The following is a 24,822-nucleotide window of genomic DNA, read 5'->3' as shown; positions in this document are numbered from 1 at the left end:
TTCATTAGCACTTCCTTATTGTGATTGACTATTACTTACCGTGCTGGCTGTACGTAGGGTGGACCGGGACGCGCAGTCGGCTACGCCGTCCACGCGTTCAAACTCATCTGGTTATGGCACGCCATCGTTCGTTGGACGCGTGGGCGGGAAACCCGCCCACCCTACGTCATTGTTGTGATGACGTAATCGGAACAACCCGACCGGGTCAAGCCCCCTGCCGCCCCTCCAGCCGCGCCAGGAAGTTGGCAATCTCGCCCATCGCCTGCCATTTGCAGGCGCACTCATTGCGGCCGTTGGGGTCTTGCAAATCGGCGGGCGCCATGCGCCGCACCGTGGTGCAGATGCCCGCATTGATCAGTTTTGCGCCATACAGCTCGGCTTCGTCGCGCAGCGGATCGTCTTCGGCCGACAGGATCAGTGCCGGCGCCAGGTTCTTCAGCCGGCTCGAATGCAGCGGCGCCGCGTACGGATGCGAGCGGTCGGCCGCATGGGGCAAGTAGCCGCGATAGGCTTCGGCGCAGATCGTGGCGGCCTTTTCGCGGTCGGAGCATTGCGTGAGCTGACGCATCGAACCGGTGCTCAGGGCCGGATCGAGCATCGGCATGACCAGGATCTGGCCAGCGAGTGCCGGACCACCACGATCACGCGACATCAGCGCGCACACGGCCGCCAGGTTGGCGCCGGCTTCGATGCCGGCCGTCACCAGTAGCTTGCCGTTCCAGCCAAGCTTGGTCTTGTTCTTCTTGGCCCACTGCAGCACTGCATGCGCATCCTCGACGGCGGCCGGAAACGGGCTGACCGTGGCCAGCGTGTAGCTCGGCGCCAGCACCAGCGGCAGGTGATCGCATTCGGCCAGCGAGCGCAGGAAGTCGTCCGCCTCATCGAGGTCGCCGCTGTCGAAGCCGCCGCCGTGGTAGAACACGACCAGCATGTCGCGCTTGGCGGCCGGGCCGGCGGCGTAGAGGCGCGCCGGCAGCGGGCCGGTGGCGCCCGCGACCTCGAGGTCGCGTACTTTCAGCGCGCGCTCCGGCATGTCGCCCACGGCGTTCATCGCGGGACCTGCCCGAGCTCGAGTTCGACGATGCGTTCGTCAACGGCAGCGCAATCGCCTACGCAGCTCATCTGCATCTGCATCGACAGCGCCCGCACACCGCGTGCTTCGGCGCCGGCGGCGCGGGAATAAGCATCCGTGCAAAGCAATCCCGCCAGCGCGACGCCGCTAAGCGTGACTGCAACCGTGGTAAAAATGCCATCTCGAATACTCATGTCCTGCTCCGTCTTCTCAAGTAAATACTTTGTTGCGATGCACACATAATAGTCTTGATCCCGAATCGGATAAAGATGACAATACCGAATTGATTGTTCAGATTCCTGAACAATGTCACTAATTTCGAATGAAAACTGGGATGAACAAGCTGCAAGCCATGGAAGTGTTCGTGCAAGTCGTCGATGCGGGCAGCTTCACGCGCGCCGCCGATACGCTGCAAATGCCCAAGGCGACGGTATCGACACTGATCCAGGCGCTCGAAACATCGCTCGCCTCGCGCCTGCTGCACCGCACGACCCGTCACGTGTCGGTGACATCCGACGGCGCCGCGTATTACGAGCGCTGCGTGCGGATCCTGTCAGACGTGCGCGACGCCGAAGAATCGCTCACGCGCCACCGCTTCAGCCCGAGTGGCCGGCTGCGGGTGGATGCGCCCACGGGCCTGACCTGCGAAATCCTGATTCCGGCCCTGCCCGATTTTTTCGCGCGCTATCCCGATATCACGCTGGAGATGGGCAGCACCGATCGTCCGGTCGACCTGGTCGAGGAAGGCGTCGATTGCGCCGTGCGCGGTGGCGACCTGATCGACAACAACCTGATCGCACGCCGCGTTGGCGTGATCAATTTCGTCACCTGCGCAGCGCCCTCGTATATCGAGCGCTTCGGCATGCCGCTGCATCCGAACGATCTGGAGCGCCATCGCTGCGTCAATTATTTCTCGTCCAAGTCGGGCAAGGTCAGCGGCTGGGATTTCACCCGCGACGGCGAGCGCATCGAGGTTATGCTGCCCGGTGCCATCGCGCTCAACGACTCGAATGCCTATATCAAGGCGGGCCTGGCAGGCCTCGGCGTGATCAATATGACCGACTATCTTTTGTCCGAGCAGCTCGCTACCGGCAAGATGGTGCGGCTGCTGCCGGATTGGCGCTGCGATCCGATTCCCGTCCATGTCGTGTATCCGCACAACCGCCATTTGTCCGCCAAGGTGCGCGTATTCGTCGAATGGATCGCCGAGCTGTTCGCGAACCATGCCCATCTGCGCGTGCAGCCGGCCGACACCACGGCGCCCACGCCGGCGCTGCCGCCACGATAGGCTGCCGAACGGGGAATTGCGGCGGTAGAATCGTCCCTACAACAATACAGGGAGACGCCGCCATGTACACCGCATCCACGCCCCGCGCCATCGATGTCCTGCTGGCGCGCTATGGCGAAAGCCACCGCAATCCCGTCAATGAACTGATCCACATCGTCTGCATCCCGGCAATCGTGTTCAGCCTGCTGGGCATCCTGTGGGCGCTCCATCCGGCCGTGGCGTTACTAATGGTGGCAGCGGCGCTGGCGTATTACGTCACGCTGTCGCGCACCTTCGCCCTGGGGATGGGCGTGATGGCTGGCGCAATGCTGGTACTGCTGGCCATGTTGCCAAACGGGACCGTGCTGCCGACGTCGATCGGCGTGTTCGTGGCGGCCTGGCTCGGCCAGTTCGTCGGCCACCACATCGAGGGCAAGAAGCCATCGTTCTTCGACGATCTGCGCTTCTTGCTGATCGGGCCGCTGTTCGTGCTGAGCATCCTGTACCGGCGCATCCGGGTCGCGTGGTGATGTTGCATTTCTACTACATCGGCCGCGCGGGCCGATGAACTGATGCCGACAGGACCTTGGCGGGCCATCTATACTCCCGCGATGTCTTCCCCCATCCTCTTTACCATCGCGTCCCTGATCTGGGGCTCGACCTTCTGGGCCATCACCCTGCAACTGGGACACACCGCACCGGCGGTGTCGGTGGCCTACCGCTTCTTCCTCGCCGCCGCGGCCCTGTTCGCCGTATGCATCGCACGCCGCGAACGCCTGAGCCTGCCTTGGCGCACGCACCGCTGGATGGCGCTACAGGGCGGCCTGACGTTCGGCATTTCGTATATCTGCACCTACCACGCGGAGCAGCACGTCGTCTCCGGCCTGGTGGCCGTGATGTTTGCGTTGATGGTGTTCTGGACGCCGATCTGGAGCCGTCTCTTCTTCGGCACCGCCATCAACCGCCGTACCTGGACCTGCGGCGCGGCCGCCACGGTGGGCGTCGCGCTGCTGTTCTGGCACGCCATTGGCGATGCCTGGCAGGCGATCCAGGCCGGCGGCAACGGTCACTTCATTGCCGGCGTCGTGCTGGCGCTGGCCGCGACCATGGCCAGCGCGGGCGGCAGCGTTGTCGTCACCAAGGTCAAGCAGCAGTGCGCGAACCTGCCGCTGACGATGGCGTGGTCGATGCTGTGGGGCGCGTCGATGGTGACGCTGTGGTCGCTCGCGAACGGCGACGCCTTCACGCTGCCCGACAGCGGCACCTACTGGGCCGGCCTGTTTTATCTGTCGATCTTCGGCTCCGTCGTGGCCTTCTTCGCCTACTTCACGCTGATCGCCCGCATCGGCGCCAACAAGGCCGTGTACGTTACCGTCGTCACGCCCGTGCTGTCGGTGCTGCTGTCGGTCCTGCTCGAAGACTACCGCCCCGGCGCGCTCGAATTTCTCGGCATGATCGTGTGCCTGGCGAGCGTGGCCTGGGCCGTGCGTGCGCCTGCGCCGAAAATCGTCCAATCCGCTAACCTGAACAATCCCATCGAATCGCCATGACCGCTGCCCCATTTTCCATCCGCCCTGCCCGCCCGGACGACGTCACCCACATCCACGCCATGATCGTGGAACTGGCCGTCTTTGAAAAACTCGAACACATGGTCGTGGCCACCGAAGCGCTGCTGCACGAAGGCCTGTTCGGCACCCACCCATCGTGCGAAGCGATCGTTGGCGAAGAGAACGGCGAGGTCGTCACCTTCGCGCTGTTCTTCCATAACTTCTCGACCTTCCTGACCAAGAAAGGTTTGTACCTCGAAGACCTGTATGTTAAGCAAGCGCATCGCGGCAAGAACATCGGCACGCGCATGCTGCAACGGCTGGCGCAGCTGGCGGTCGAGCGCGGCTGCGGGCGTTTCGAATGGTCGGTGTTGGACTGGAACGAGCCTGCAATCAATTTCTACAAGGCGATGGGCGCTGACGTGATGCCCGAGTGGCGCATCTGCCGCGTGACGGGCGAGAGCCTGACGGCGCTGGCCGAACGCAGCTGATTTCGGCTGATGTCGGCTAACGCGAAAACCGACCGACAAAGAAAAACCCACGACGCGTTGGCGCCGTGGGCAAACCCATTTTGGCAAATGGGGAGGGGAGAAGTTGAATCACGAGAAGGACTATAGCCAGCGATCCTTAACGATTGATTAAGCCTTACATTTGCTTACGGCCGTCACCGTTTTTTTTACACGTCGTGAAATTCATCTTCTCCGAAACGCAGATGACAGCCTTGCGGGCGGTCAAAAACTCAGTCGATGGTGCGCAAGACGCCGCCATGGATGACGGCCTGGCAGGGATTGAAACCCATTGCGTAGGCAAGATCGGCAGGCCGCGCGATATTCCATAACGCCAGGTCAGCGCGCTTGCCGACGGTGAGCGTGCCGATTTCGTCCTGCAAACCCAGCGCGCGCGCCGCGTGCGCGGTCACGCCCAGCAATGCCTCTTGCGGCGTGAGGCGCCACAGCGTGCACGCCATGTTCAGCGCCAGCAGCAATGACGTCAGCGGTGAGGTGCCGGGATTGCAGTCGGTGGCCACGGCCATCGGCACGCCGGCAGCGCGCAAAGCGGCGATCGGCGGCATGACCGTTTCGCGCAGATAGTAATAGGCGCCGGGCAGCAGCACGGCCACCGTGCCGGCGCGCGCCATCGCGGCGATGCCCTCTTCGCTCAGATGTTCCAGATGATCGGCCGACAAGCCGCCATGACGCGCCACGAGTGCGGCGCCGCCCTGGTCGGACAACTGCTCGGCATGCAGCTTGACGGGCAAGCCCAGCACGCCAGCTTTGTCGAACACGCGCGCGGTCTGCGCATTGGTAAAGCCGATGCGCTCGCAGAACGCATCGACTGCGTCCACTAAGCCCTGCGCCGCCAGCGCGGGCAGCATCACGTCGCACACGTCGGTGATGTAGTCGTCCGGGCGCCCCGCGAATTCGGGCGGCAGCGCATGCGCACCCAGGAACGTGGTCACGACGCGCACTGGCAGCAGCTCGCCGATGCGGCGCGCCGCGCGCAGCATGCGTTCTTCGGCATCCAGCGCGAGACCGTAGCCCGACTTGATCTCGAGCGTCGTCACGCCTTCGGCCAGCAAGGCTTTTACACGCGGCAAGCTGGCCGCGACGAGTGCATCGATGTCGAGCGCGCGCGTGGCGCGCACGGTGGCCATGATGCCGCCGCCCTGACGCGCGATGTCTTCATAGGTGGCGCCGTTCAGGCGTGCTTCCCATTCGTCGCTGCGGTTGCCGCCATGGACGATGTGGGTGTGGCAGTCGATCAGGCCGGGCGTGAGCCAGGCGCCGCCGCAGTCATGTTCGTGCGCGGCCGGCGGCGCATCATGTCGCGCGCCGATCCAGGCGATGCGGCCATCCTTGATCGCCAGCGCGGCGTCGTGCAGCAGGCCGTAGCCGTTGTCCATCGTGGCCAGGTGCACGTTGGACAGCAGCAGGTCAGTCATACATCCCCATATCGTCATCGTCGTCGGAGTAATAATGGACGTCGACGATATAGATGGTGGCCTGCCCCGCCTCGAGCGTCCACACGGTGCCCTGATCGAGCACCACCGCATCGTAGCGCACGAGGCCAATGCGCTCGCTGTCGCTGGCCAGCTGCAGGCTGTCGCCTTCGGCCAAAAACAGCACCGTGATCTCGGCGCGCGCGATGAAAGTCGAGTCGCCACTCAGGCGCCGCCGGCCGAACTGGTGATAACAGCGCTCGCTGCGCGACATGACATTGAAGTCGGTCGTCGGCCCGCGATTGAGCTTGGCCCGCACTTCCGAACTGCCATCGAACGCCACGACCGGCTCGGCATGCGTGATCAGGGTCGGCTCGCCATCGATCTGCAAGGTCATGCCGTGGCCGTCGACCAGCGCCAGCGTGCGGTCGACGCCCTCGAACTGCGAGAACGCGCCATCTTCGGCGATGGTGGCGAGGCTGACGCGCCAGTCGAAATCGTCGAAGCCGGCGTCGAGCGGGCCGATCGCGATCTCGGTCGTGTTGCCGCCACCGTTCTTCCACGGTACCGGGGCCAGGCCTGCAAACGGAATCAAGACAGTCATGTGGTCACCTTTCTAAGAACGCAAATCCCTGAGCGCCTGGCGGTAGCGCGTCGCAATCGCCTCCTGCGCCCGGTGGCGGCCGCCCTGCACCACCCAGCGTCCGCCGCACAGCACGTCGCGCACGAGGTTATCGTTACCGCAAAATACCATGCGGCCAAGGACCTCGGCGTGGTCCACGCCATCGAGGTTCGGATGCTGGGCATCCAGCACCAGCAGGTCGGCGCGCCGCCCTGCTGCCAGTGCGCCCACGCGCCGGCCAGTGGCCTGTGCGCCACCGTCCAACGCAGCTTGCCACAAAAAGTCGCCGACGCTGCGCTGCGCTGGCACGTGCGCCACATTGCGCTGCCGGTGCTGCAGGCGCTGGCCGTATTCGAGCCAGCGCAATTCTTCGACAGGGCTCTGCGATACATGGCTGTCGCTGCCGATGCCGAAGCGCCCACCGGCGGCGATGTACGGCGCCAGCGGGAACAGGCCGTCGCCAAGATTGGCCTCGGTGGTCGGGCACAGGCCGGCGACGGCGCCGCTGGCTGCCAGCGCAGTCACTTCCGCCGCGTCAAGATGCGTGGCGTGCACGAGGCACCAGCGTTCATCAGGTGCGAGCTGGTCGAACAGGTAGGCAACGGGCCGCTGGCCGGTGTGCGCAATGCACTGCGCCACCTCGGCCTCTTGCTCGGCGATGTGGATGTGCAGCGGCCGCGCGGCGGGCAAGCCGGCCGCCAGCGCGCGGATCGCATCGATGCCGGCCGCGCGCAGCGAGTGCGGCGCCGCGCCCACTTCGAGCTGGCCACCCCGCAGCGGCGCCAATGCCTCGACGATGCCCAGCACATCGTCGACGTCCGTGCGAAAACGCGCCTGGCCCGCTGTGAGCGGCTGTGCGCCGAACCCGGCATGGCTGTACAGCACCGGCAGCAGCGTCACGCCCATGCCGGCCAGTTGCGCGGCCGCGGCCACGCGTTCGGCGGTTTCGGCGGGCCGCGCATAGCTGGCGCCATCGGCAGCGCGCTGCAGGTAATGAAATTCGCAGACCGATGTGTAGCCATGACGCAGGCACTCGGCGAACAGCTGCGCAGCGATGGCTTCGATCCCCTCGGGCGTAATGCGCGCGGCAAAGCGGTACATCAGGTCGCGCCAGGTCCAGAAGCTGTCCGGGCCATCGCTGCCCGTTTCGGTCAGGCCGCCCAGCGCGCGCTGGAATGCGTGCGAGTGCAGGTTGACCATCCCCGGCAGCACGTACTCGGCACGCGCCACGTTCAGTGGCGGGCGCGCGCCGGGGGCAACCTGCGTCAGGTCGCCCGCGCTGTCCCATTCGAGCAGCACGTCGCGCTGCCAGCCCTGCGGCAGCAGCGCGTGGCGCGCGAACAGCGCTGTCATGGGCGCACCCAGTCGACGGCGGCGCCAATCATGTCGCGCAGCAGCGGCTGCAGCGTCGCGGCGACATCAGGCCGGTATTCAAACGGCGGCGCTTCGTTCATGTACAGGTACTGGCATTTCTCGAGCTGGATCGCGTGTACGCCCGATGCCGGCTGGCCGTAGTGGCGGGTGATGTGACCGCCTTTGAAGCGGCCGTTGAGCGCGATCGAAAAGCGCTCCTGCGCCCGCGCCACGTCCAGCACCGCGGCTTCCAGGCCTGGTGCGCAGGACGTGCCTTCGGCCGTGCCGAAGTTCAGGTCGGGCAGCTTGCCGTCGAAAAAGCGCGGGACAATCGAGGCGATGGAGTGCGCTTCCCACAGCACCACGCGCCCGTGCTCCATCTTCAGGCGGTCGAGCTCCGCGCGCAACTGCGCGTGATACGGCTGCCAGTAGCGCGCCAGGCGCCGCTGCACCTCGGCCCCGTCGGGCTCCATGCCATCGCGGTACAGGCGTTCGCGCCCGAACGTGTCGAGCGGGCACAGGCCAGTGGTGTCCAGGCCCGGATACAGGTTCGTGTCTTCGGGCGGGCGATTCAGATCGATCAGGTAGCGCGACCAGCGCGCCGAGATGGTCGAGATGCCCATCTCTTCGAGGAAGCCGTACAGTTCGGGCAGGTGCCAGTCGGTGTCGGCGCGCGCGGCGGCGCATGGCGCCAGCGTGTGCGCTACCTCGTCGGGAATATCGGTGCCCGCATGCGGCATCGATACCAGCATGGGAAGCCTGCCTGCCTTGAACCGGAATTCCATTGCAACTCCCTGGTCGATTTACGGATGCAGCGCCGAAAACAGCGTCTTGCACGAGGCCGACAACGCGCCCTGCCACACCATCGTGCGCGCTGCTTCGATGTCCGGCGCAAAGAAGCGGTCGGCGTCGTATGGCGCAACCTGCTCGCGCAGCTGCGCGTGGACCGATTCCAGCGTCTCTGAACTGCGCAGCGGCCGGTGGAACTCGATACCCTGGCACGCGGCCAGCAACTCGATACCGACGATCACGCAGGTATTGTGCGCCATCTGGTGAAGACGGCGCGCCGCGAAGGTGGCCATGCTGACATGGTCTTCCTGGTTGGCCGAGGTCGGCAGGCTGTCGACGCTGGCGGGATGGGCCAGCGACTTGTTTTCGGACGCCAGCGCCGCCGCCGTCACGTGGGCGATCATGAAGCCCGAATTCAGGCCCGGCTCGCGCACGAGGAAGGCCGGCAGGCCGGACAGGTTGGCGTCGATCAGCAGCGCGATGCGGCGTTCGGCGAGCGCGCCGATCTCGGCGATGGCCAGCGCCAGCGCATCGGCGGCAAACGCCACCGGCTCGGCGTGGAAGTTACCGCCCGAGAGGATGACGCTGCCCGCATCGCCGTCCGTGAACAGCAGCGGATTGTCGGTGACGGCATTCGCCTCGATCAGCAGCGTGCGGCCGGCATTGCCGATCAGGTCCATCACAGCGCCCATCACTTGCGGCTGGCAACGCAGGCTGTAGGGATCCTGCACGCGCTCGTCGCCGACCAGGTGCGAGGCGCGGATCGCGCTGCCGGCCACCAGCTCGCGGTAGATGGCCGCCGCCGCGATCTGGCCGGGCTGCCCGCGCACCGCGTGGATGCGGGCGTCGAACGGTGCATCGCTGCCACGCGCGGCGTCGACCGACAGCGCGCCGGTGACCAGCGCGGCTTCGAGCAGGCGCTCGGCCAAAAACAGGCCGTGCAGCGCCAGCGCAGTCGAGACCTGCGTGCCGTTGATCAGCGCCAGGCCCTCTTTCGCGCCCAGCACGACCGGCGCGATGCCGGCCGCCGCCAGCGCATCGACGGCGTCGACCAGCACGCCGTTGTGGCGCACCTGGCCCACGCCCAGCATGGCCAGCGTCATGTGCGCCAGCGGCGCCAGGTCGCCCGACGCGCCGACCGAGCCCTGCACGGGAATGGCCGGCATGATGTTGGCGTTGTACAGCGCAATCAGCGTCTCGACGATGAGCGGGCGCACGCCCGAGTAGCCGCGCGCCAGGCTGCCGATCTTGGTCAGCAGGATCAGGCGGACAATCTGGTCGTCGATCAGGGGCCCCGTGCCCACGGCATGCGACAGGATCAGGTTGCGCTGCAGCGTGGCCAGTTGCTCGACCGGGATATGGGCCTTGGCCAGGATGCCAAAGCCCGTGTTGATGCCGTAGGCCGGATCGCCCTTGGCGACGATGGCGTCGACGGCCGCACTGGATGCCGCGATGTCGCGCCAGGCCCCGCTGGCCAGGTTCAATGGTGCGTGCGCGCTCCAGGCGGCGCGCAGGTCGCCCAGGGTCAGCTGGCCGGGGTGCAGAGTGAATTCGTTCATGGATTTATTTGATCATCGGAAGATTGAGGCCATTGCGCCGGGCGCAGTCGATGGCGGTGTCGTAGCCGGCGTCGGCATGGCGCATGACGCCCGAGCCGCAGTCGTTGACCAGCACCCGCGCCAGGCGCTTGGCCGCGGCATCGGTACCGTCGGCGACGATGACGACGCCCGAGTGCTGTGAGTAGCCCATGCCCACGCCGCCGCCATGGTGCAGCGAGACCCAGGTCGCGCCGCCGGCTGTATTAAGTAAGGCGTTCAGCAGCGGCCAGTCGGATACGGCGTCGGTCCCGTCGCGCATCGCTTCGGTTTCGCGATTCGGGCTGGCGACCGAGCCGGTGTCGAGGTGGTCGCGCCCGATGACGATCGGCGCTTTCAGTTCGCCCGTGCGCACCATCTCGTTGAACGCGAGACCCGCCAGATGGCGTTCGCCCAGGCCCAGCCAGCAGATGCGTGCCGGCAGGCCCTGGAATGCGATGCGGTCGCGCGCCATATCGAGCCAGCGGTGCACGCGCGCATCGTGCGGGAACAGTTCCTTGATCTTGGCGTCCGTCTTGTAGATGTCTTCGGGGTCGCCCGACAGCGCCACCCAGCGAAACGGCCCGCGCCCTTCGCAGAACTGCGGCCGGATATACGCTGGGACGAAACCGGGGAAATCGAACGCATCCTCAACGCCTTCATCCTTGGCCACCTGGCGGATGTTGTTGCCATAGTCGACCGCGTGGCAACCCATCGCCTTGAAGTCGAGGATGGCGCGCACGTGCTGCGCGCAGGATGCCGCCGCGTCGCGCGTCAGGCGCGCGTGCTGCGCCGGGTCGCGCTGCGCGGCCTGCCATTCGGCCACGCTCCAGCCGCTTGGCAGGTAGCCGTTGATCAGGTCATGGGCCGAGGTCTGGTCGGTGACCAGGTCGGGCTTGATGCCGCCGGCACGGGCACGGCGCACCAGTTCGGGCAGCACGTCGGCGGCGTTGCCAAGCAGGCCAATGGAGACGGCCTCGCGCTGCGCCGTGTGCTGCTGCACCAGCGCCAGCGCCTCGTCGATATCGCGCGCCTGCTTGTCGAGGTAGCGCGTGCGCAGCCGGAAATCGATGCTGCTTTGCTGGCACTCGACGGTCAGCGACACGGCGCCGGCGAAGCTCGCGGCCAGCGGCTGCGCGCCGCCCATGCCGCCCAGGCCCGCCGTCAGGATCCAGCGTCCGAGCATGTCGCCGCCAAAGTGCTGGCGCCCTGCTTCGGCAAAGGTTTCGTAGGTGCCCTGGACGATGCCCTGCGTGCCGATATAGATCCAGCTGCCGGCCGTCATCTGGCCATACATGAACAGGCCACGGCGATCGAGTTCGTTGAAGTGGGCCCAGTCGGCCCATTTCGGCACCAGGTTGGAGTTCGCCAGCAGCACGCGCGGGGCGTCCGGGTGGGTCTGGAATACGCCCACCGGTTTGCCGGACTGGATCAGGAGGGTCTGGTCGTCATCGAGTTCGCGCAGGCTGGCCAGGATCTGGTCGTAGCAGGCCCAGTTGCGGGCTGCGCGGCCGATGCCGCCGTAGACGACAAGGCGCTGCGGGTTTTCAGCGACCTCGGCGTCCAGGTTATTTTGAATCATGCGGTAGGCCGCTTCGGTCAGCCAGCTCTTGCAACTGAGCGTCGTGCCGCGCGGGGCCTGGATCACGCGCGAGGGGTCGAAGCGGGGATCGTCGACAACATCAGCATTGTGGTTCATGGCGGCTCCTTCGATAAGGAATGGGCTCCGCGTGCATACCGGATGAGTTGATTGCCAACCATCACCGCGTGGACGGAGAATCCGTCCACCCTACCGCATTCAGGTTGTCTATACAACCCTGTCCAGTTACTTTTTGAAGACCTGCTTGCCTGCCACCCAGGTTTCGAGCACACCTGTTTTGTGGATGTCGTACGTCGGCATCTTGAACAGGTCCTGGTCGATGATGATGAAGTCGGCCTGCTTGCCCGTTTCGAGCGAGCCGAGGCTGTCTTCGCGGTGCCCGGCGTAGGCGGCGTCGAGCGTGAAGCAGCGGAACGCTTCTTTCAGCGACATCGCCTGGTTCGGGTACCAGCCGGCCACCGGCTGGCCCTGCGCATCCTGGCGCGTGACGGCGGCGTGCAGGCCGAAGAACGGGTTCGGCGCTTCGACCGGGAAGTCCGAGCCGCAGGCGATGCGCGAACCCTGATGCAGGAAGGTGCGCCAGGCATACGCGCCCTTGATGCGCTCGGGGCCGACGCGGGTCTCGGCCATGTTTTTATCCGACGTCGCGTGGGTCGGCTGCATCGACGGGATGATGCCGATCGACTTGAAGCGCGGGATGTCGCCCGGCTGCACGACCTGCGCATGCTCGATGCGGTGACGCTGCGCGCTGCTCTTCGTTGCCGAGACTTCTTTCTGGTAGATGTCGAGGATCTGCTTGTTGCCGGCGTCGCCAATCGCATGCACATTGACCTGGTAACCGCGGCGCATCGCCTTCGTCATCATCGTGTCCATCTGCCCGCTCTTGAAGAACAGCAGGCCGTGCGAATGCGCGTCATCGCTGTATGGCTTGATCAGCGCCGCGCCGCGGCTGCCCAGCGCGCCGTCCGAATACAGCTTCACGGCGCGCAGTGCGTACATGCCGTTGCCGTAGTCGTTCAGCGGGCCGTTCTTGGCCAGCACATCGAAGTCCGCGCCGGCGCCGCCGATCATGCCGTACACGCGCGTCGTCAGCTTGCCCGCATCGGCGTAGGCGCGGTACAGGCGGTCCTGGGTCACGTCCACGCCCGCGTCGTGCACGCTGGTGAGACCCACGCGCGCCAGTTCGCTCAGGGCGCGATCGAGCATCGTGCGCGATTCCGCCTCGGTCTGCGGCGGCAGCACCTTGGTCAGCAAGTCCTGCGCCGTGTCGACCAGGACGCCGGTCGCTTCGCCATTCGCGTCACGCACGATCTTGCCGCCGACCGGATCCGGCGTGGCTTTCGTGATGCCGGCCAGCGCCAGCGCGCGGCTGTTGGCCCAGCCGGCGTGGCCGTCAACGCGTTCGAGCCACACCGGCCGGTCGCTGACGACGGCGTCGAGTTCGGCCGCGGTGGGGAAGCGCCCCAGCTTCCAGTTTTCCTGGTTCCAGCCGCGCCCGCGCAGCCATGGGTGCCCCGGATTGGCGCCTGCGTACTCGCCGATCGACTTGAGCGCGCCAGCCAGCGACGTGCTGTTGAACAGGTCGAGCTGCGTCAGTTGCTGGCCCAGGCCGAACACGTGGCCGTGGGCGTCGATCAGGCCGGGCAGCAGCGTGCGGCCTCCCATGTCGATGCGTTTGGCCTGCGGGGCCTTGGCCGCGACATCCGCACTGGCACCCACGGCGATGATGCGGCCGGCGTCGTCAAACGCCAGCGCGGTGAACTGCACCAGGTCGCCCTTGGTGTTGAGGGTATAGCCGTTGGCGTTGTCGATCAGGGTCGCGGCGTGGACTGGCAGGCTGCCGGCAACGGCCAGGACGATCAGGGAACACAGGGGGGTCAAGCGGGCGCGCATGCGTGGTTTTCTCCGTCGGTTGGGATCCCGCGCCCCGTGGGCGCAGCTCGGGAGAGTGTATCCAAATTTGCATGCCGGGCATAGCACCGGCACCCGTTCAATCCGGGTTGGATGCTACCTGCTCTTGTTCGCGTTCGAGCAAGGTGCGCTTGCGCTCGATGCCCCAGCGATAACCGGACAGCGCGCCGCCCGTGCGCACCACGCGGTGGCAGGGAATCGCCACCGCGATCGGATTGGCGGCGCAGGCCCCGGCCACGGCGCGCGCGCCGCCGGCCACGCCGACGATGACGGCCAACTCGGCGTAGCTGACGGTGCGGCCGGCCGGGATGCTGCGCAGCGCCTGCCACACGCGCTGCTGGAATGCGGTGCCGCGCACGTCCAGTGGTAACTCAAGGCCAATGCGCGGCGCTTCGACCAGCGCGATTACCTGCGCCACGGTCTGCCCGAACGCAGCATCGGCGCCTTCGAGTACGGCCTGCGGAAAGCGCGCCTGCAGATCGTCCAGCAGCGGCGCCGGCGCGTCGCCGATCAGGATCGCGCAGATCCCGCGCCCGGTCGCCGCCACCAGGATCGCGCCCAGCGAGCACTGCCCGATGGCGAAGCGGATTGTCTCGCCGCGCCCGCCGGCCCGGTAGTGCGCCGGCGCCATGCCCAGCACCGCCTGCGCGCCCGCATAAAAACGCGTGCTGGAGCCGTAGCCGGCGTCGAACAGCGCATCGAGCACCGGCGCGCCCTGCGCCAAGCCGTGCCGTACGCGCTCACCGCGCCGCGCGGCCGCATAGGCTTTCGGCGTGATCCCGGTCTGCGCCTTGAACACGCGGTGAAAGTGAAAGCGGCTCATGCCGGCCGCCTGCGCCAGGCTGTCGAGGTCCGGCGCTTCGTCGGCGGCATCGATCAGGCGGCACACCCGCGCGACGGCGTCGCGCTGGCGCTCGACGAGCGGGGGCAAGTGCGGCGCGCAGCGCAGGCAGGGCCGAAAGCCGGCCGCTTCGGCGGCATCCGGGCCAGCATGGAAGGCCACGTTGGCGCGCCGCGCCGCGCGCGATGGACACGACGGCCGGCAATACACGCCGGTGGTGCGCACCGAGTACACGAAGCGGCCGTCGAAGGCCGGGTCGCGCCTCTGCACGGCGGCCCAGCGCAGATCGGCGCTGTCGGCGCCGGCGTCGGCATTGGCATCGGTCGGAATGGTCATGTTCATCTCCATGGGTCAGGCGGCAAGCCTATCGTAGCCCTATGCCTGGTGCTATGCACGCCGGGTCTTGCTTTCGAATCGAATGCTAAAATCGCAGCTGGTCAGACAGGCCGTCACTTCGGAGAACCGCTTGGACCCAAGGACCACACACGATCCCCTGCAAGACAGCCCACCGGACAAAGCCCCCATTTTCCGGCAAATCAAGGACTACCTGGTCGGCGAAATCGCGGCCGGGCGCTGGAAAGAAGGCGACCTGGTGCCGTCCGAACAGGCGCTGGTGCGCCTGTTCGGTGTCTCGCGCATGACGGTCAACCGCGCCGTGCGCGAACTCACCGCCGAACACGTCCTGGTGCGGCGCCAGGGCTCGGGCACGTACGTCGCGCCGCAGAAGTACCAGGCCACGCTGGTCGAGATCCGCAACATCGCCGACGAGATCCGCGAACGCGGCAAGCAGCACACCAGCCGCGTGCTGGTGCTGGCAGCCGGCGTGGCGGACGATGGACTGGCGGCCGAATTCGCGCTCGAAGCGGGCAGCACGCTGTACCACTCGCTGATCGTCCACTTTGAGAACGACGTGCCGATACAGTTTGAAGACCGCTGGGTGAATCCGGCCTGCGCCCCGGCCTACCTGGAACAGGATTTTTCCAGCATCACGCCCAATGAACACCTGATGGTGAGCGCGCCGCTGCAGGGCGCAACCTATACCATCGAGGCCCTGCCGGCATCGGGCGACCCGGCCAAGCATCTCGGCATCGCGCCTGGCGCGCCGTGCCTGGTGCTGCATCGGCGCACGACCTCGGCCGGCCGCATCGCCTCGGTGGCCACGATGTGGCATCCGGGCCACCTGACCCGCTTCACGGGCAGCGTATAACGATTAATTATGCGAACAGACAATAAACCATGCCACACTCTGGCCAACTGGCGGACCAGCCATCACCTTCCCCGTCAGGTATGACCATGCCATCGCCAGCCGCCAACGCGCCAGCCCCGGAAGCGTCCTTGCACGTACTGGTGCTCGACGACGATCCGCTGCTGCTGGACGTGATGCGGGAAATGCTCGCCGTATGCGGAGTGAGCAACATCGCGCTCGAAACGCAGGCATGCAGTGCGCTGCAGCGCCTCGATCAATCGATGCCAGACGTCGTGATCTGCGATCTGATGATGCCGGAAATGGATGGCATCGAGTTCCTCCAGGCTGCGGCGGCGCAAGGGTATCAGGGCAAGGTGATCCTGATGTCGGCGCTCGAAGACGGCGTGCGCGAAGCGGCTGGCGAACTGGCGCGTGCACTGGGACTGCAAGTCGTCGGCTCATTTCGCAAGCCGCTCGAACAAAACCAGTTGCGCGCAGCGTTGGCCTGTTGAATTTTTGTACAACCGGCTAAACACTTTTCAAAAAAATGCGGTATTATTCGGCTCATTCCCCGCCTGACACCCTCTAGCCGTTCTTCCAATATTGAAATTCGCACACAGTGCCTCCACCATTGTGTAGTAACAATATTAAGCAACACAGGAAGATACCCGGTAGCCGGTCGAGACGTTCCGCATGCCCTGTCTCAAGGCGTTAATCACAGTTACTACCTCTTATCGAGGAAACCATGAGCGAAAACATCAAACACATCAGCGACGCATCCTTTGAATCCGACGTGCTCAAATCCGAGCTGCCGGTGCTGGTCGATTTCTGGGCCGAGTGGTGCGGTCCTTGCAAGATGATTGCCCCAATCCTCGAAGAAGTCGCCAAGGAATACGGCGGCAAGATCACGATCGCCAAGATGGACGTCGACGCAAACCAGGCTGTTCCAGCCCAGTTCGGCATCCGCGGCATCCCGACCCTGATCCTGTTCAAGAATGGCGAAGTCGCTGCGCAGAAAGTCGGCGCACTGGCAAAAGGCCAATTGACCGCGTTCATCGACAGCAACATCTGATTCAGCTGATAAAATAAGCGGCGACGACGCGCCCGCGTCATCGCCTCCCGGCCGGGAGGGCCCACGGCCCATCGCCACCTTCCCGCCTTGATTAACCCACGCAGTTCCCTCCCCTACCTTTTTTACCCGTCACGGGTTACCCAAACACATGCATTTATCTGAACTGAAGGCGATGCACGTTTCCGCGCTGCTGGAAATGGCAATCGGCCTCGATATCGACAACGCAGCCCGCCTGCGCAAACAGGAATTGATGTTTGCAATCCTGAAGAAGCGCGCAAAAGGCGGTGAGCAGATCTTCGGCGACGGCGCTCTCGAAGTGCTGCCGGACGGTTTCGGTTTCCTGCGCTCGCCCGATGCGAGCTATATGGCCTCGACCGACGACATTTATATCTCCCCGTCGCAGATCCGTCGTTTCAACTTGCATACGGGTGACTCGATCGAAGGCGAAGTGCGCACGCCAAAAGACGGCGAACGCTATTTCGCGCTGGTCAAGGTCGACAAGGTCAATGGCGAATCGCCGGAAGCCTCGAAGCACCGCATCCTGTTCGAGAACCTGACCCCACTGCACCCGAACGAGCCGCTGCGTCTCGAGCGCGACATGAACGGCGCCGAAAACATCACCGGCCGCATCGTCGACCTGATTTCGCCGATCGGCAAGGGCCAGCGCGGCCTGCTGGTGGCGTCGCCGAAATCCGGCAAATCGGTCATGCTGCAGCACATCGCGCATGCGATCACGGCCAATCACCCCGACGTCACGCTGATCGTTCTGCTGATCGACGAACGTCCGGAAGAAGTGACCGAGATGCAGCGTTCGGTGCGCGGCGAAGTCGTCGCCTCGACCTTCGACGAACCAGCAACCCGCCACGTGCAGGTTGCCGAGATGGTGCTGGAAAAAGCCAAGCGCCTGGTCGAAATGAAGAAGGACGTCGTGATCCTGCTGGACTCGATCACCCGCCTGGCGCGCGCCTACAACACCGTGATTCCTGCCTCGGGCAAGGTCCTGACCGGTGGTGTCGACGCCAACGCGCTGCAGCGTCCGAAGCGTTTCTTCGGTGCGGCCCGTAATATCGAAGAAGGCGGCTCGCTGACCATCATCGCGACCGCGCTGATCGAAACCGGTTCGCGCATGGATGACGTGATCTTTGAAGAATTCAAGGGTACCGGCAATATGGAAGTGCACCTCGAGCGCCGCCTGGCCGAAAAGCGCGTCTACCCGTCGATCAACCTGAACAAATCGGGTACCCGTCGCGAAGAACTGCTGATCAAGCCGGACCAGCTGCAGAAAATCTGGATCCTGCGCAAGCTGCTGTACTCGATGGACGAGATCGAAGCGATGGAATTCATCCTCGACAAGATGCGCGCAACGAAGAACAACGTGGAGTTCTTCGACATGATGCGCCGCGGCGGCTAAGCCACTGCAACGCAGCACGCGCAAAGGCAGCCTTCGGGCTGCCTTTTTTGTTGGGCATTGCCGGAAGCCGAAAACCTATTTATAATCGCCGGTTCTGCCCAACCCTGGCAAGTGATCGGCAATCGGGTCAAGAAGCGAGACGACCGACGAAGTGCTGTTTGGCTACCAACTCTATAGAAAGCAAGACCATGAAGACCGAAACTCACCCAGAATACCGCGACGTCGTGTTCCATGACGTGTCGTGCGACTTCAAGTTCATCACGCGCTCGACCATCAACACCCGCGACAAGATCGAACACGAAGGCAAAGAATACCCACTGGTCAAGATCGAGGTGTCGGCTGAATCGCACCCGTTCTTCACCGGCAAGCACAAGATCGTCGACACCGCCGGTCGCGTCGAGAAGTTCCGCCAGAAGTTCGGCGCAGTTGGTTCGAAGACTTCGGTCGCCAACGGCTAATTGCCGACGTAATACCGTCAAAGCCTTCACCGGCTTTGGCCAGACAGCCGGCTTTGCCGGCTTCAAAAAAGAAGCCGCTTACCCGGCTTCTTTTTTTTCGCGGCTATACTACGCGCTCATTTCCGCCATCAGACTTATCGATGAAACCAGTCCGTCTTCCCGCCGCCGCCACCCTGGCACTGCCCCGCTGGGCCCTGCTTGCGCTGGGCCTGTTCTACATCCTGCCAGGCCTGATCGGCCGCGACCTGTGGAAGGAAGACGCCGCCAGCTTCGGCATCATGTGGACGATGGCGCATGGCACGCTGGTCGACTGGCTGTATCCGAACATCGCGGGCCTTGCCAGCGTCGATGAAGGGCCGCTTGCATTCTGGCTCGGCGCCGTGTGCATCAAGCTGTTCGGCTGGCTGCTGGGCGATGTGCTCGCCGCCCGCGTCTCGACTGTCGGCATCTTCGTGCTGGGCACGATGTCGCTCTGGTACACCGCCTTCCACCTGGGCCGGCGCGCCGAAGCGCAGCCGCTGCGCCTGGCCTTCGGCGGCCAGCCCGAACCGGACGACTACGGCCGCACGCTGGGCGATACCGCCGTCCTGATCTACCTTGGCAGCCTCGGCCTGCTGCTGCAAAGCCACCTGACGCTCGCAGCGACGCTCCAGGGCGCCCTGCTCGCCTTCTTCCTGTATCGCGCGGTGCGCTATGTCGAACTCGCCGGCACGCGCAACGCGGTGCTGGTGGGCATCGCCCTTGGCGCGCTGACGCTCACGCAAGGCTTCCTGCCACCGCTGGTGCTGCTCGTTGCACTGTTTGCCTGCACCCGCTACCTCGATCTGCCCACGCCACGCGCGCTGCGCGACCTGGCCGTTGCCGCCGGTGTGGGCTTCGGCATTACGCTGATCTGGATCGTGCCGGCCACGGTATTGCAACCCTATGGCCTGTCGCCGGTCGCCGACTGGCTTAACTGGAACGCGCACCAGATCGGCCTGCCCGGCTGGCCAGCGCTGAAAGCCTTCTTCCGGATCGGCATCTGGTTCTTCTGGCCGGCCTGGCCATTCGCCCTGTGGGCAGTCTGGGCCTGGCGCCGCCAGCAGATGCTGCACATCGTGCTGCCCGTGTTCTTCTTCCTGGCACTGGTGCTGCAACTGCTGGCCGACCCAGCGCCCGAAAACAGCGACTTCCTGAAAATGCTGCCGCCGCTGGCACTGATGGCCGCTTTTGGTCTGCCGACGATGAAGCGCGGCGCGATCAACGCCATCGACTGGTTCTCGGTGATGGTGCTGACGATGCTGAGCGCGATCATCTGGCTGTTCTGGATCGCCAAGCTGACCGGCTGGCCGGCGCAGCTGGCCAAGAACGCCCTCAAGCTGGTGCCGGGCTTCACGCCCGAAATCGGCGTGGTCACCTTCATCGTTGCGGCCGGCGCCAGCGTCGGCTGGATCATGCTGGTGCACTGGCGCCTGTCGCGCCAGCCGGCGGTGCTGTGGCGCGCCGTGGTGCTGTCCTCCGGCGGCCTGATCCTGCTGTGGGTGCTGTTGATGACGCTGTTCCTGCCCGACCTGAACTACGGCAAGAGCTACGCTGGCGTCGCCCAGCAGATCGCCGCCCGCCTGCCAGCGGATGCCAACTGTATCGCCACCAACGTCGGCGCCGCCCAGCGCGCCTCGCTGGCCTTCTACGGCCGCCTGCCGTTCGTCACGCTTGCAGGCGGCAAGTGCGACTACGTGCTGCTGCAAGACAGCCTGCGCAACCGCCGCGACGCCACCCTGCTGCCCAAATGGAACGTGCGCGACGCCGTGCCGCTATGGGAGGGCCGGCGCGCCTCGGACCGCGATGAGCGCTTCCGCCTATTCCGCCAGAAGCCCTGAGCACTTCCCCCGACAAGCCGCACTTTTGTGCGGCTTGTTCGTTCTGGGCTACTGACTGGCCGAAATCCACCAGTGCGCGGCAAGTGTTGTCTTTATGAGAAGCTGGCTTCAACGAATGCGTGTTTGCGCGCAGTCAAACGTCAGCCACTAAGTGCTTGTCACAATGATCAAGTCAATGACGATTCAAATAATAGTTGGCTGGATATTGCACCAGTTTTCTTGATCGGCGCGAACACGGACTGATGCAGGCAGCCAGGGAGAGCAGGATGAACAGCGTGACATTTTCTGAAATCGAGCGTATCAGGAAACGCCCTGGTTTCCTGCAGCGCATCGACACCTGGCGTCAGTCGCTGCCATGGGCGCTCACGCTGCTGGCCGGGTTGCCCCTACTGATACTGGTCCTTCACCTGATCGATCCCGGCACGCCGATGCCGTTCCTCGTGGTGCCTGCTGTGGTCGGCGGCCTGCTCCCGATCTGCATGCTGGGCCCGGGCCGCTTTGAAATGCGTAGCCGCGCCGATGATTGCCAGATGATTGCCAGGCTCGACGAAGCGCTTGGAGCGCTTGGCTACCGGCGCACGGCCGCTGACAGCACCAGCATCCGTTACTTCCGTCCACGCCCCTGGCTGCGTGGGCAGGAAGGCGCGATCGATGTCGCGGTGCGCGAGCATGTGCTGGAGATTGTCGGGCCGATGGGGAGCTTGCGGTTGTTGCAGCATCGGATGACTTGTTAGCCAGCGTGCGCTTGCCGCTGGAGTGTCCATCTGGCAGCCCGCACACCGAATTTCGCGGCGCACTGGCCAGCTGAGCAATCGATGTGCTAAGATGCCCGCCTGCGATTGGGCCTCTGTGGCGGAATTGGTAGACGCACTTGACTCAAAATCAAGCGCCGTAAGGCGTGCCGGTTCGATTCCGGCCGGAGGCACCACCTACTCGCATCACGCATTCGTAGTACGCTAAAAACCCGCAATCTTCCCAGGAAGTGCGGGTTTTTTGCTATCTGGCCTTGGCATCACACAAGCGCCGTCAGCCTAGCGCACCCCTACCGGCAATCGAATTGCATGGCACTGTGGGGCATGGCCTTCTGGGGCACCCACTCTGGATCAGGTCTGACATTTGGACACCAATTCTGATGTAGTCAACTCATTCGCTTTTCAAGGCGTAGCTGAGGAAATATCAGCTTTTCCAAGTGACGTCACCTAGCATTGGAGCCGGGGCAAAACATAAATCCAGACTCTGCACTTGACTCATACAAAGCTGAGGCTGTGTCCAAATGTAAGACCTGACACCATCACGCTTGACAAACCAAACTACCAATTCGCCGCAGCAGTCGCTGCGCACGCTGATCGCAGACGACGCGTACGTCGCAGGGTTCCAGACGGTGGGGTAGTACCGCCCTGCCCTACTGCAGCAAGCCGATGACGACGCAAAGGACGCTGTGCGCTATCGCTGGTTACGAGACAAGAGCGAGCCGGGGATCTGCGCCTTCTACATGTCTGTTGGGCAGGCGTTCAAGGGCGTCAAGTTCGCGCGAGAGACGGTGGACGAATCTATAGACGCAGCGCGTGCCGCCCAGATCAATAACAGCCAGGGAGAAGATGCATGAACACCTCAATCACCGCAGGAAGTGCGTCAATGTACAGTGACAGCGATCTGATCACTCGACTTGCCGCCGAGCTGGCAAAGCAGCTTCAGCCGACTCTGCCAATCGAAATCGACTTGTGGGACATCGCGACCATCGCGACGTATCTGAAACGTAGCGAGTCAGTCGTGCGCGAACGCATGGCCTGCTTACCCGACTTCCCGAAAGCTATTCGGCTACCCTCAACACGCTCCGTGCGCGGACAGGCGCTATACCGGGCTAAGGAGATCATCCAATGGGCATCCCGGTACCAAGACAAAAACTGATTCGAATTAAGGACGTTTAGAATTTTTCCAGTTCAGATCAGGGATGCGAACGATTGTGGACAGTGAAGAAAGTATTTCATCTAAATACGGGACTGCATCCAACTCGTGCCTATGGTCGTCTGTGCAGAATTTTGCCCAGCATGGTAACCCTTCCGACTTCAACTCCTTGCCAACACGCCATGGCGAGGAATCATTAGTGACGATCATGCCAACACATGGAAAGCCTTTCTCGCTCCAAGATTTTCTATCAACGCGTTTCCAAGCTGCGTCGATCTCTCTTTCAAGAGTGGGCTGCATCTCTTCAACTCCATGCGGCACATTTGCGTCGATAAAGATAAGTAGCGGGTCAATAGGATTTTTTGCCAAAGCCCGAGAAATTAGATGTGAGAAATCTACTCTAAGTGGTACTGAAGAGACAGATTCGGAACCTTTAGCTAACACCCCTTCGCGATGACGGCTTTTTGCTTCCACTGCAAATCTTTGCCCGGTATTAGAATGTGTCGCGATAAATTCTACATGCTTCCCACTTCCGTCCGGTTTTAACCAGTCAATTTTATGTCCCGTACAGATCATCATTGCCGCGACTTGAATCTCATAGCGAGCTCCCTGAAACTGCTTTGAATCACGTAATCTTTGTAACAAATCAGGCGGTATGGAAGAATGTTCCTCAAGGATATATAACTGATAAGCCAACATTGCCCACGCTATAGACTCGCCAGATTCAGAATTCTGACCGCCAGCATTACGGCTAAGCAAAGCGTCCCAAATAGAAAGAGGATGCCGATCTCCCATTTCAAGATTTCTTTGGTTGTCAAAGAATTCTCGTGTAACCAATTCAAATAAGAAATACGAAACAAACTCCCGAAAAGAGATTAGAAACTCGTGTGTATAAAAGCTTCTCCCAATACCTAATGCTGCATTTCCAGTTACCAAAACTGTCAAACTTGGTACATTAGTAAAACCATAATGTCCACTTATATGCTTTTGGATAAATTCATCCCAACCATTAGGCTTCTGATATGGCCCTACAGAGTACGGTGGGGTCGATGGGATGGTCATTCTCTGCATGTTATCCTAGCCAGCAAGCATATAAAGTTGCTTTAATGAAATTATCTTGATAAATTCGTGAGTGCCAGTGTACTATAACCTACATAACATCCCCGGAAAAAGCTTCATTGTTTCTATGAAGCGCTATTCATCATTATGCATATATCGCAAATATATTATTTTTATAAAGCAACACTTCCGGCCGCATACACCTCAGCCGACCGGTATTCGCGAAGAGTGTATGCCCCCAGAGGACGCTAAAAAAGGGCGTTACTCGGCTCGGTGCCAGCTGCAATAGCAAAGGCTTCTCCAACCTTAGACCTTTCGATCACGTCATGAACATCACGAAACGCAACCATTACAACCCTTGTTTTTGGACCGCGCTCTGGAATCTTACATACTACGAAAAGTCCATCGCAGGTACTATTTCGGAAGAGTCCGCGCGCAAGCAGGTTGTTCACGTGCTTAACGCCAAGTCGCAGAAAATATATCCTGCAAGCGTTGAGGTCGTTCACTTTGATAAAAACTTGGGTGTCGCTGAAATATCCAAATCTGCTGCAGAGGATTTCGTGCGGCGCCATCACCCAAATCGGTATAAGCAGTTTATCTCTGAAAATGCGACAGCGTCTTATCCGATAAAAATTGATTTCGAGAACGTTTTTTCCGGGATCGAAGCAACGCCAGCGTACCCAACTTTGATCAAGGTCGCTACCACACAGACGGTCAACAATTTAATAGAGAAGTGCTACCTCGCGTCATTCGTTGTATTACAAAATCTTCGTAGTCACTCAATGATGAAAGCCATGATTGACTTCCACGAAGCGACTGGACGCGAGAAATTTGAGCATCTCATCACGTTTAAGTGGAAGCTGGGTGACTCCGATTTCCTATTCGGGTTAGTTCACCCGTTAATCAACTCTCAATGGAACCTTTACACATCTCCCGACCACTGTCTTCCCCTCTGTGACTCTCCAATTCTTGTGGAACCAGGGAGCGTGATGGTTGCTCTCTCACCTCGATTGCTGCTTGACATTCGAACTGATACCCCAGCGGCAGAAGGCATGATGCCTACCTCTCAAAGAATCGACAGTTCTACACTGGAGGAATATCGTTTGCGAACTATCGGCAACACCTTTCGAGAAATCATTGGAGAGCCGAAGCAGCTTGAGGCGTGGAAAGCAAGTGTTGATTTTCAGCGCCGCAGTGAGATAATCAAGGACATTAAGCTGTACAACGCAATGGTTCAAGCCACGGACAACCGAGAACTGTGGCACCTGAATGCTTATGGCAATCGTCGATAGCGGAGACGCCTAGGCACTGTGATACTACTGCTAGCTAATGTACCCAAGCTGCCTTTGGCGGCTCG

24 protein-coding genes and 1 tRNA gene are annotated in these 24,822 nt (G+C 62.7%); 14 read left to right on the top strand and 11 right to left on the bottom strand.

Going from position 1 to position 24,822, the window contains the following annotated elements; all coding sequences use genetic code 11:
• Positions 1 to 205: 205 nt before the first annotated feature.
• A complete protein-coding gene (locus HD842_RS18435) occupies positions 206 to 1,051 on the bottom strand; it encodes an alpha/beta hydrolase (protein WP_183556212.1) in 846 nt (281 codons plus the stop codon).
• Positions 1,048 to 1,266 carry a hypothetical protein gene (locus tag HD842_RS18430; RefSeq protein ID WP_183556211.1) on the bottom strand — a complete coding sequence of 73 codons (219 nt, stop codon included), beginning with the start codon at positions 1,264 to 1,266 and terminating at the stop codon, positions 1,048 to 1,050. The genes HD842_RS18435 and HD842_RS18430 overlap by 4 nt, the downstream gene beginning before the upstream one ends.
• Positions 1,267 to 1,406: 140 nt before the next feature.
• On the opposite strand from HD842_RS18430, the gene HD842_RS18425 reads away from it, so the two are divergent.
• The 4 genes from HD842_RS18425 (at position 1,407) to HD842_RS18410 (ending at position 4,377) form a co-directional block, all read left to right on the top strand.
• The gene (locus tag HD842_RS18425; protein ID WP_183556210.1) at positions 1,407 to 2,360 is read left to right on the top strand and encodes a LysR family transcriptional regulator; all 954 of its coding nucleotides are present in this window, start codon (positions 1,407 to 1,409) and stop codon (positions 2,358 to 2,360) included.
• A gap of 62 nt (positions 2,361 to 2,422) precedes the next feature.
• Positions 2,423 to 2,869, top strand: a complete 447-nt coding sequence (locus tag HD842_RS18420; RefSeq protein ID WP_183556209.1) for an Mpo1 family 2-hydroxy fatty acid dioxygenase — start codon at positions 2,423 to 2,425, stop codon at positions 2,867 to 2,869.
• Between the two features lie 81 nt (positions 2,870 to 2,950).
• Entirely contained in the window at positions 2,951 to 3,889 is a 939-nt protein-coding gene (locus HD842_RS18415) for a DMT family transporter (protein WP_183556208.1), read from the top strand.
• Positions 3,886 to 4,377: a GNAT family N-acetyltransferase gene (locus HD842_RS18410; RefSeq protein WP_183556207.1), complete on the top strand. Its 492-nt coding sequence runs from the start codon at positions 3,886 to 3,888 to the stop codon at positions 4,375 to 4,377. Before HD842_RS18415 ends, HD842_RS18410 begins: the two co-directional genes overlap by 4 nt.
• Before the next feature lie 248 nt (positions 4,378 to 4,625).
• On the opposite strand, the gene hutI is transcribed toward HD842_RS18410, so the two are convergent.
• From hutI to ada, 8 genes are all read right to left on the bottom strand, one after another.
• Positions 4,626 to 5,828 (bottom strand): imidazolonepropionase, encoded by a 1,203-nt coding sequence (gene hutI / locus HD842_RS18405; RefSeq protein ID WP_183556206.1) that lies wholly within the window; start codon positions 5,826 to 5,828, stop codon positions 4,626 to 4,628.
• A complete protein-coding gene (locus HD842_RS18400) occupies positions 5,821 to 6,429 on the bottom strand; it encodes a HutD/Ves family protein (RefSeq protein WP_183556205.1) in 609 nt (202 codons plus the stop codon). Before HD842_RS18400 ends, hutI begins: the two co-directional genes overlap by 8 nt.
• Positions 6,430 to 6,441: 12 nt before the next feature.
• Positions 6,442 to 7,800 carry a formimidoylglutamate deiminase gene (locus HD842_RS18395; protein ID WP_183556204.1) on the bottom strand — a complete coding sequence of 453 codons (1,359 nt, stop codon included), beginning with the start codon at positions 7,798 to 7,800 and terminating at the stop codon, positions 6,442 to 6,444.
• Positions 7,797 to 8,585, bottom strand: coding sequence for an N-formylglutamate deformylase (hutG, locus tag HD842_RS18390; protein ID WP_183556203.1), 789 nt, complete (start codon positions 8,583 to 8,585; stop codon positions 7,797 to 7,799). Before hutG ends, HD842_RS18395 begins: the two co-directional genes overlap by 4 nt.
• A gap of 18 nt (positions 8,586 to 8,603) precedes the next feature.
• Complete coding sequence (gene hutH, locus HD842_RS18385; protein ID WP_183556202.1) at positions 8,604 to 10,148, bottom strand: histidine ammonia-lyase; 1,545 nt, start codon at positions 10,146 to 10,148, stop codon at positions 8,604 to 8,606.
• A 4-nt stretch (positions 10,149 to 10,152) separates the two neighbouring features.
• On the bottom strand, positions 10,153 to 11,862 hold the full coding sequence (gene hutU / locus HD842_RS18380) for a urocanate hydratase (RefSeq protein WP_183556201.1): 1,710 nt from the start codon (positions 11,860 to 11,862) through the stop codon (positions 10,153 to 10,155).
• A gap of 126 nt (positions 11,863 to 11,988) precedes the next feature.
• Positions 11,989 to 13,656, bottom strand: coding sequence for an amidohydrolase (locus HD842_RS18375; RefSeq protein WP_183556200.1), 1,668 nt, complete (start codon positions 13,654 to 13,656; stop codon positions 11,989 to 11,991).
• A 97-nt stretch (positions 13,657 to 13,753) separates the two neighbouring features.
• Positions 13,754 to 14,857 carry a bifunctional DNA-binding transcriptional regulator/O6-methylguanine-DNA methyltransferase Ada gene (gene ada / locus HD842_RS18370; protein ID WP_183556199.1) on the bottom strand — a complete coding sequence of 368 codons (1,104 nt, stop codon included), beginning with the start codon at positions 14,855 to 14,857 and terminating at the stop codon, positions 13,754 to 13,756.
• 124 nt (positions 14,858 to 14,981) lie between these two features.
• Here ada and hutC point away from each other — a divergent pair, with 124 nt between their 5' ends.
• The 9 genes from hutC to HD842_RS18325 all read left to right on the top strand — a co-directional run bounded on the left by hutC (position 14,982) and on the right by HD842_RS18325 (position 22,409).
• Complete coding sequence (hutC, locus tag HD842_RS18365) at positions 14,982 to 15,722, top strand: histidine utilization repressor (protein ID WP_229424828.1); 741 nt, start codon at positions 14,982 to 14,984, stop codon at positions 15,720 to 15,722.
• Between the two features lie 80 nt (positions 15,723 to 15,802).
• Entirely contained in the window at positions 15,803 to 16,213 is a 411-nt protein-coding gene (locus HD842_RS18360) for a response regulator (RefSeq protein WP_229424827.1), read from the top strand.
• A 233-nt stretch (positions 16,214 to 16,446) separates the two neighbouring features.
• Positions 16,447 to 16,773, top strand: a complete 327-nt coding sequence (trxA, locus tag HD842_RS18355) for a thioredoxin TrxA (protein ID WP_183556197.1) — start codon at positions 16,447 to 16,449, stop codon at positions 16,771 to 16,773.
• 148 nt (positions 16,774 to 16,921) lie between these two features.
• Positions 16,922 to 18,184, top strand: a complete 1,263-nt coding sequence (gene rho, locus HD842_RS18350; RefSeq protein ID WP_183556196.1) for a transcription termination factor Rho — start codon at positions 16,922 to 16,924, stop codon at positions 18,182 to 18,184.
• Between the two features lie 188 nt (positions 18,185 to 18,372).
• The gene (locus HD842_RS18345; protein ID WP_183556195.1) at positions 18,373 to 18,642 is read left to right on the top strand and encodes a type B 50S ribosomal protein L31; all 270 of its coding nucleotides are present in this window, start codon (positions 18,373 to 18,375) and stop codon (positions 18,640 to 18,642) included.
• Between the two features lie 140 nt (positions 18,643 to 18,782).
• Positions 18,783 to 20,501, top strand: coding sequence for an ArnT family glycosyltransferase (locus HD842_RS18340; RefSeq protein ID WP_183556194.1), 1,719 nt, complete (start codon positions 18,783 to 18,785; stop codon positions 20,499 to 20,501).
• A 266-nt stretch (positions 20,502 to 20,767) separates the two neighbouring features.
• Entirely contained in the window at positions 20,768 to 21,235 is a 468-nt protein-coding gene (locus tag HD842_RS18335; RefSeq protein WP_183556193.1) for a hypothetical protein, read from the top strand.
• Between the two features lie 109 nt (positions 21,236 to 21,344).
• Positions 21,345 to 21,429, top strand: a tRNA-Leu gene (locus tag HD842_RS18330).
• 674 nt (positions 21,430 to 22,103) lie between these two features.
• On the top strand, positions 22,104 to 22,409 hold the full coding sequence (locus tag HD842_RS18325) for a hypothetical protein (RefSeq protein WP_183556192.1): 306 nt from the start codon (positions 22,104 to 22,106) through the stop codon (positions 22,407 to 22,409).
• Between the two features lie 6 nt (positions 22,410 to 22,415).
• Here the strand turns inward: HD842_RS18325 and HD842_RS18320 are convergent, their stop codons facing one another.
• Positions 22,416 to 23,468: a hypothetical protein gene (locus HD842_RS18320; RefSeq protein WP_183556191.1), complete on the bottom strand. Its 1,053-nt coding sequence runs from the start codon at positions 23,466 to 23,468 to the stop codon at positions 22,416 to 22,418.
• 323 nt (positions 23,469 to 23,791) lie between these two features.
• On the opposite strand from HD842_RS18320, the gene HD842_RS18315 reads away from it, so the two are divergent.
• Positions 23,792 to 24,757, top strand: coding sequence for a hypothetical protein (locus tag HD842_RS18315; RefSeq protein ID WP_183556190.1), 966 nt, complete (start codon positions 23,792 to 23,794; stop codon positions 24,755 to 24,757).
• Positions 24,758 to 24,822: the final 65 nt, after the last annotated feature.

This window comes from Massilia aurea (genome assembly GCF_014200505.1).
Classification (GTDB): Bacteria; Pseudomonadota; Gammaproteobacteria; order Burkholderiales; family Burkholderiaceae_D; genus Telluria; species Telluria aurea_B.
Note: the sequence above shows the minus strand (reverse complement) of the source record. Positions and strands in the feature narration are given on the sequence as shown.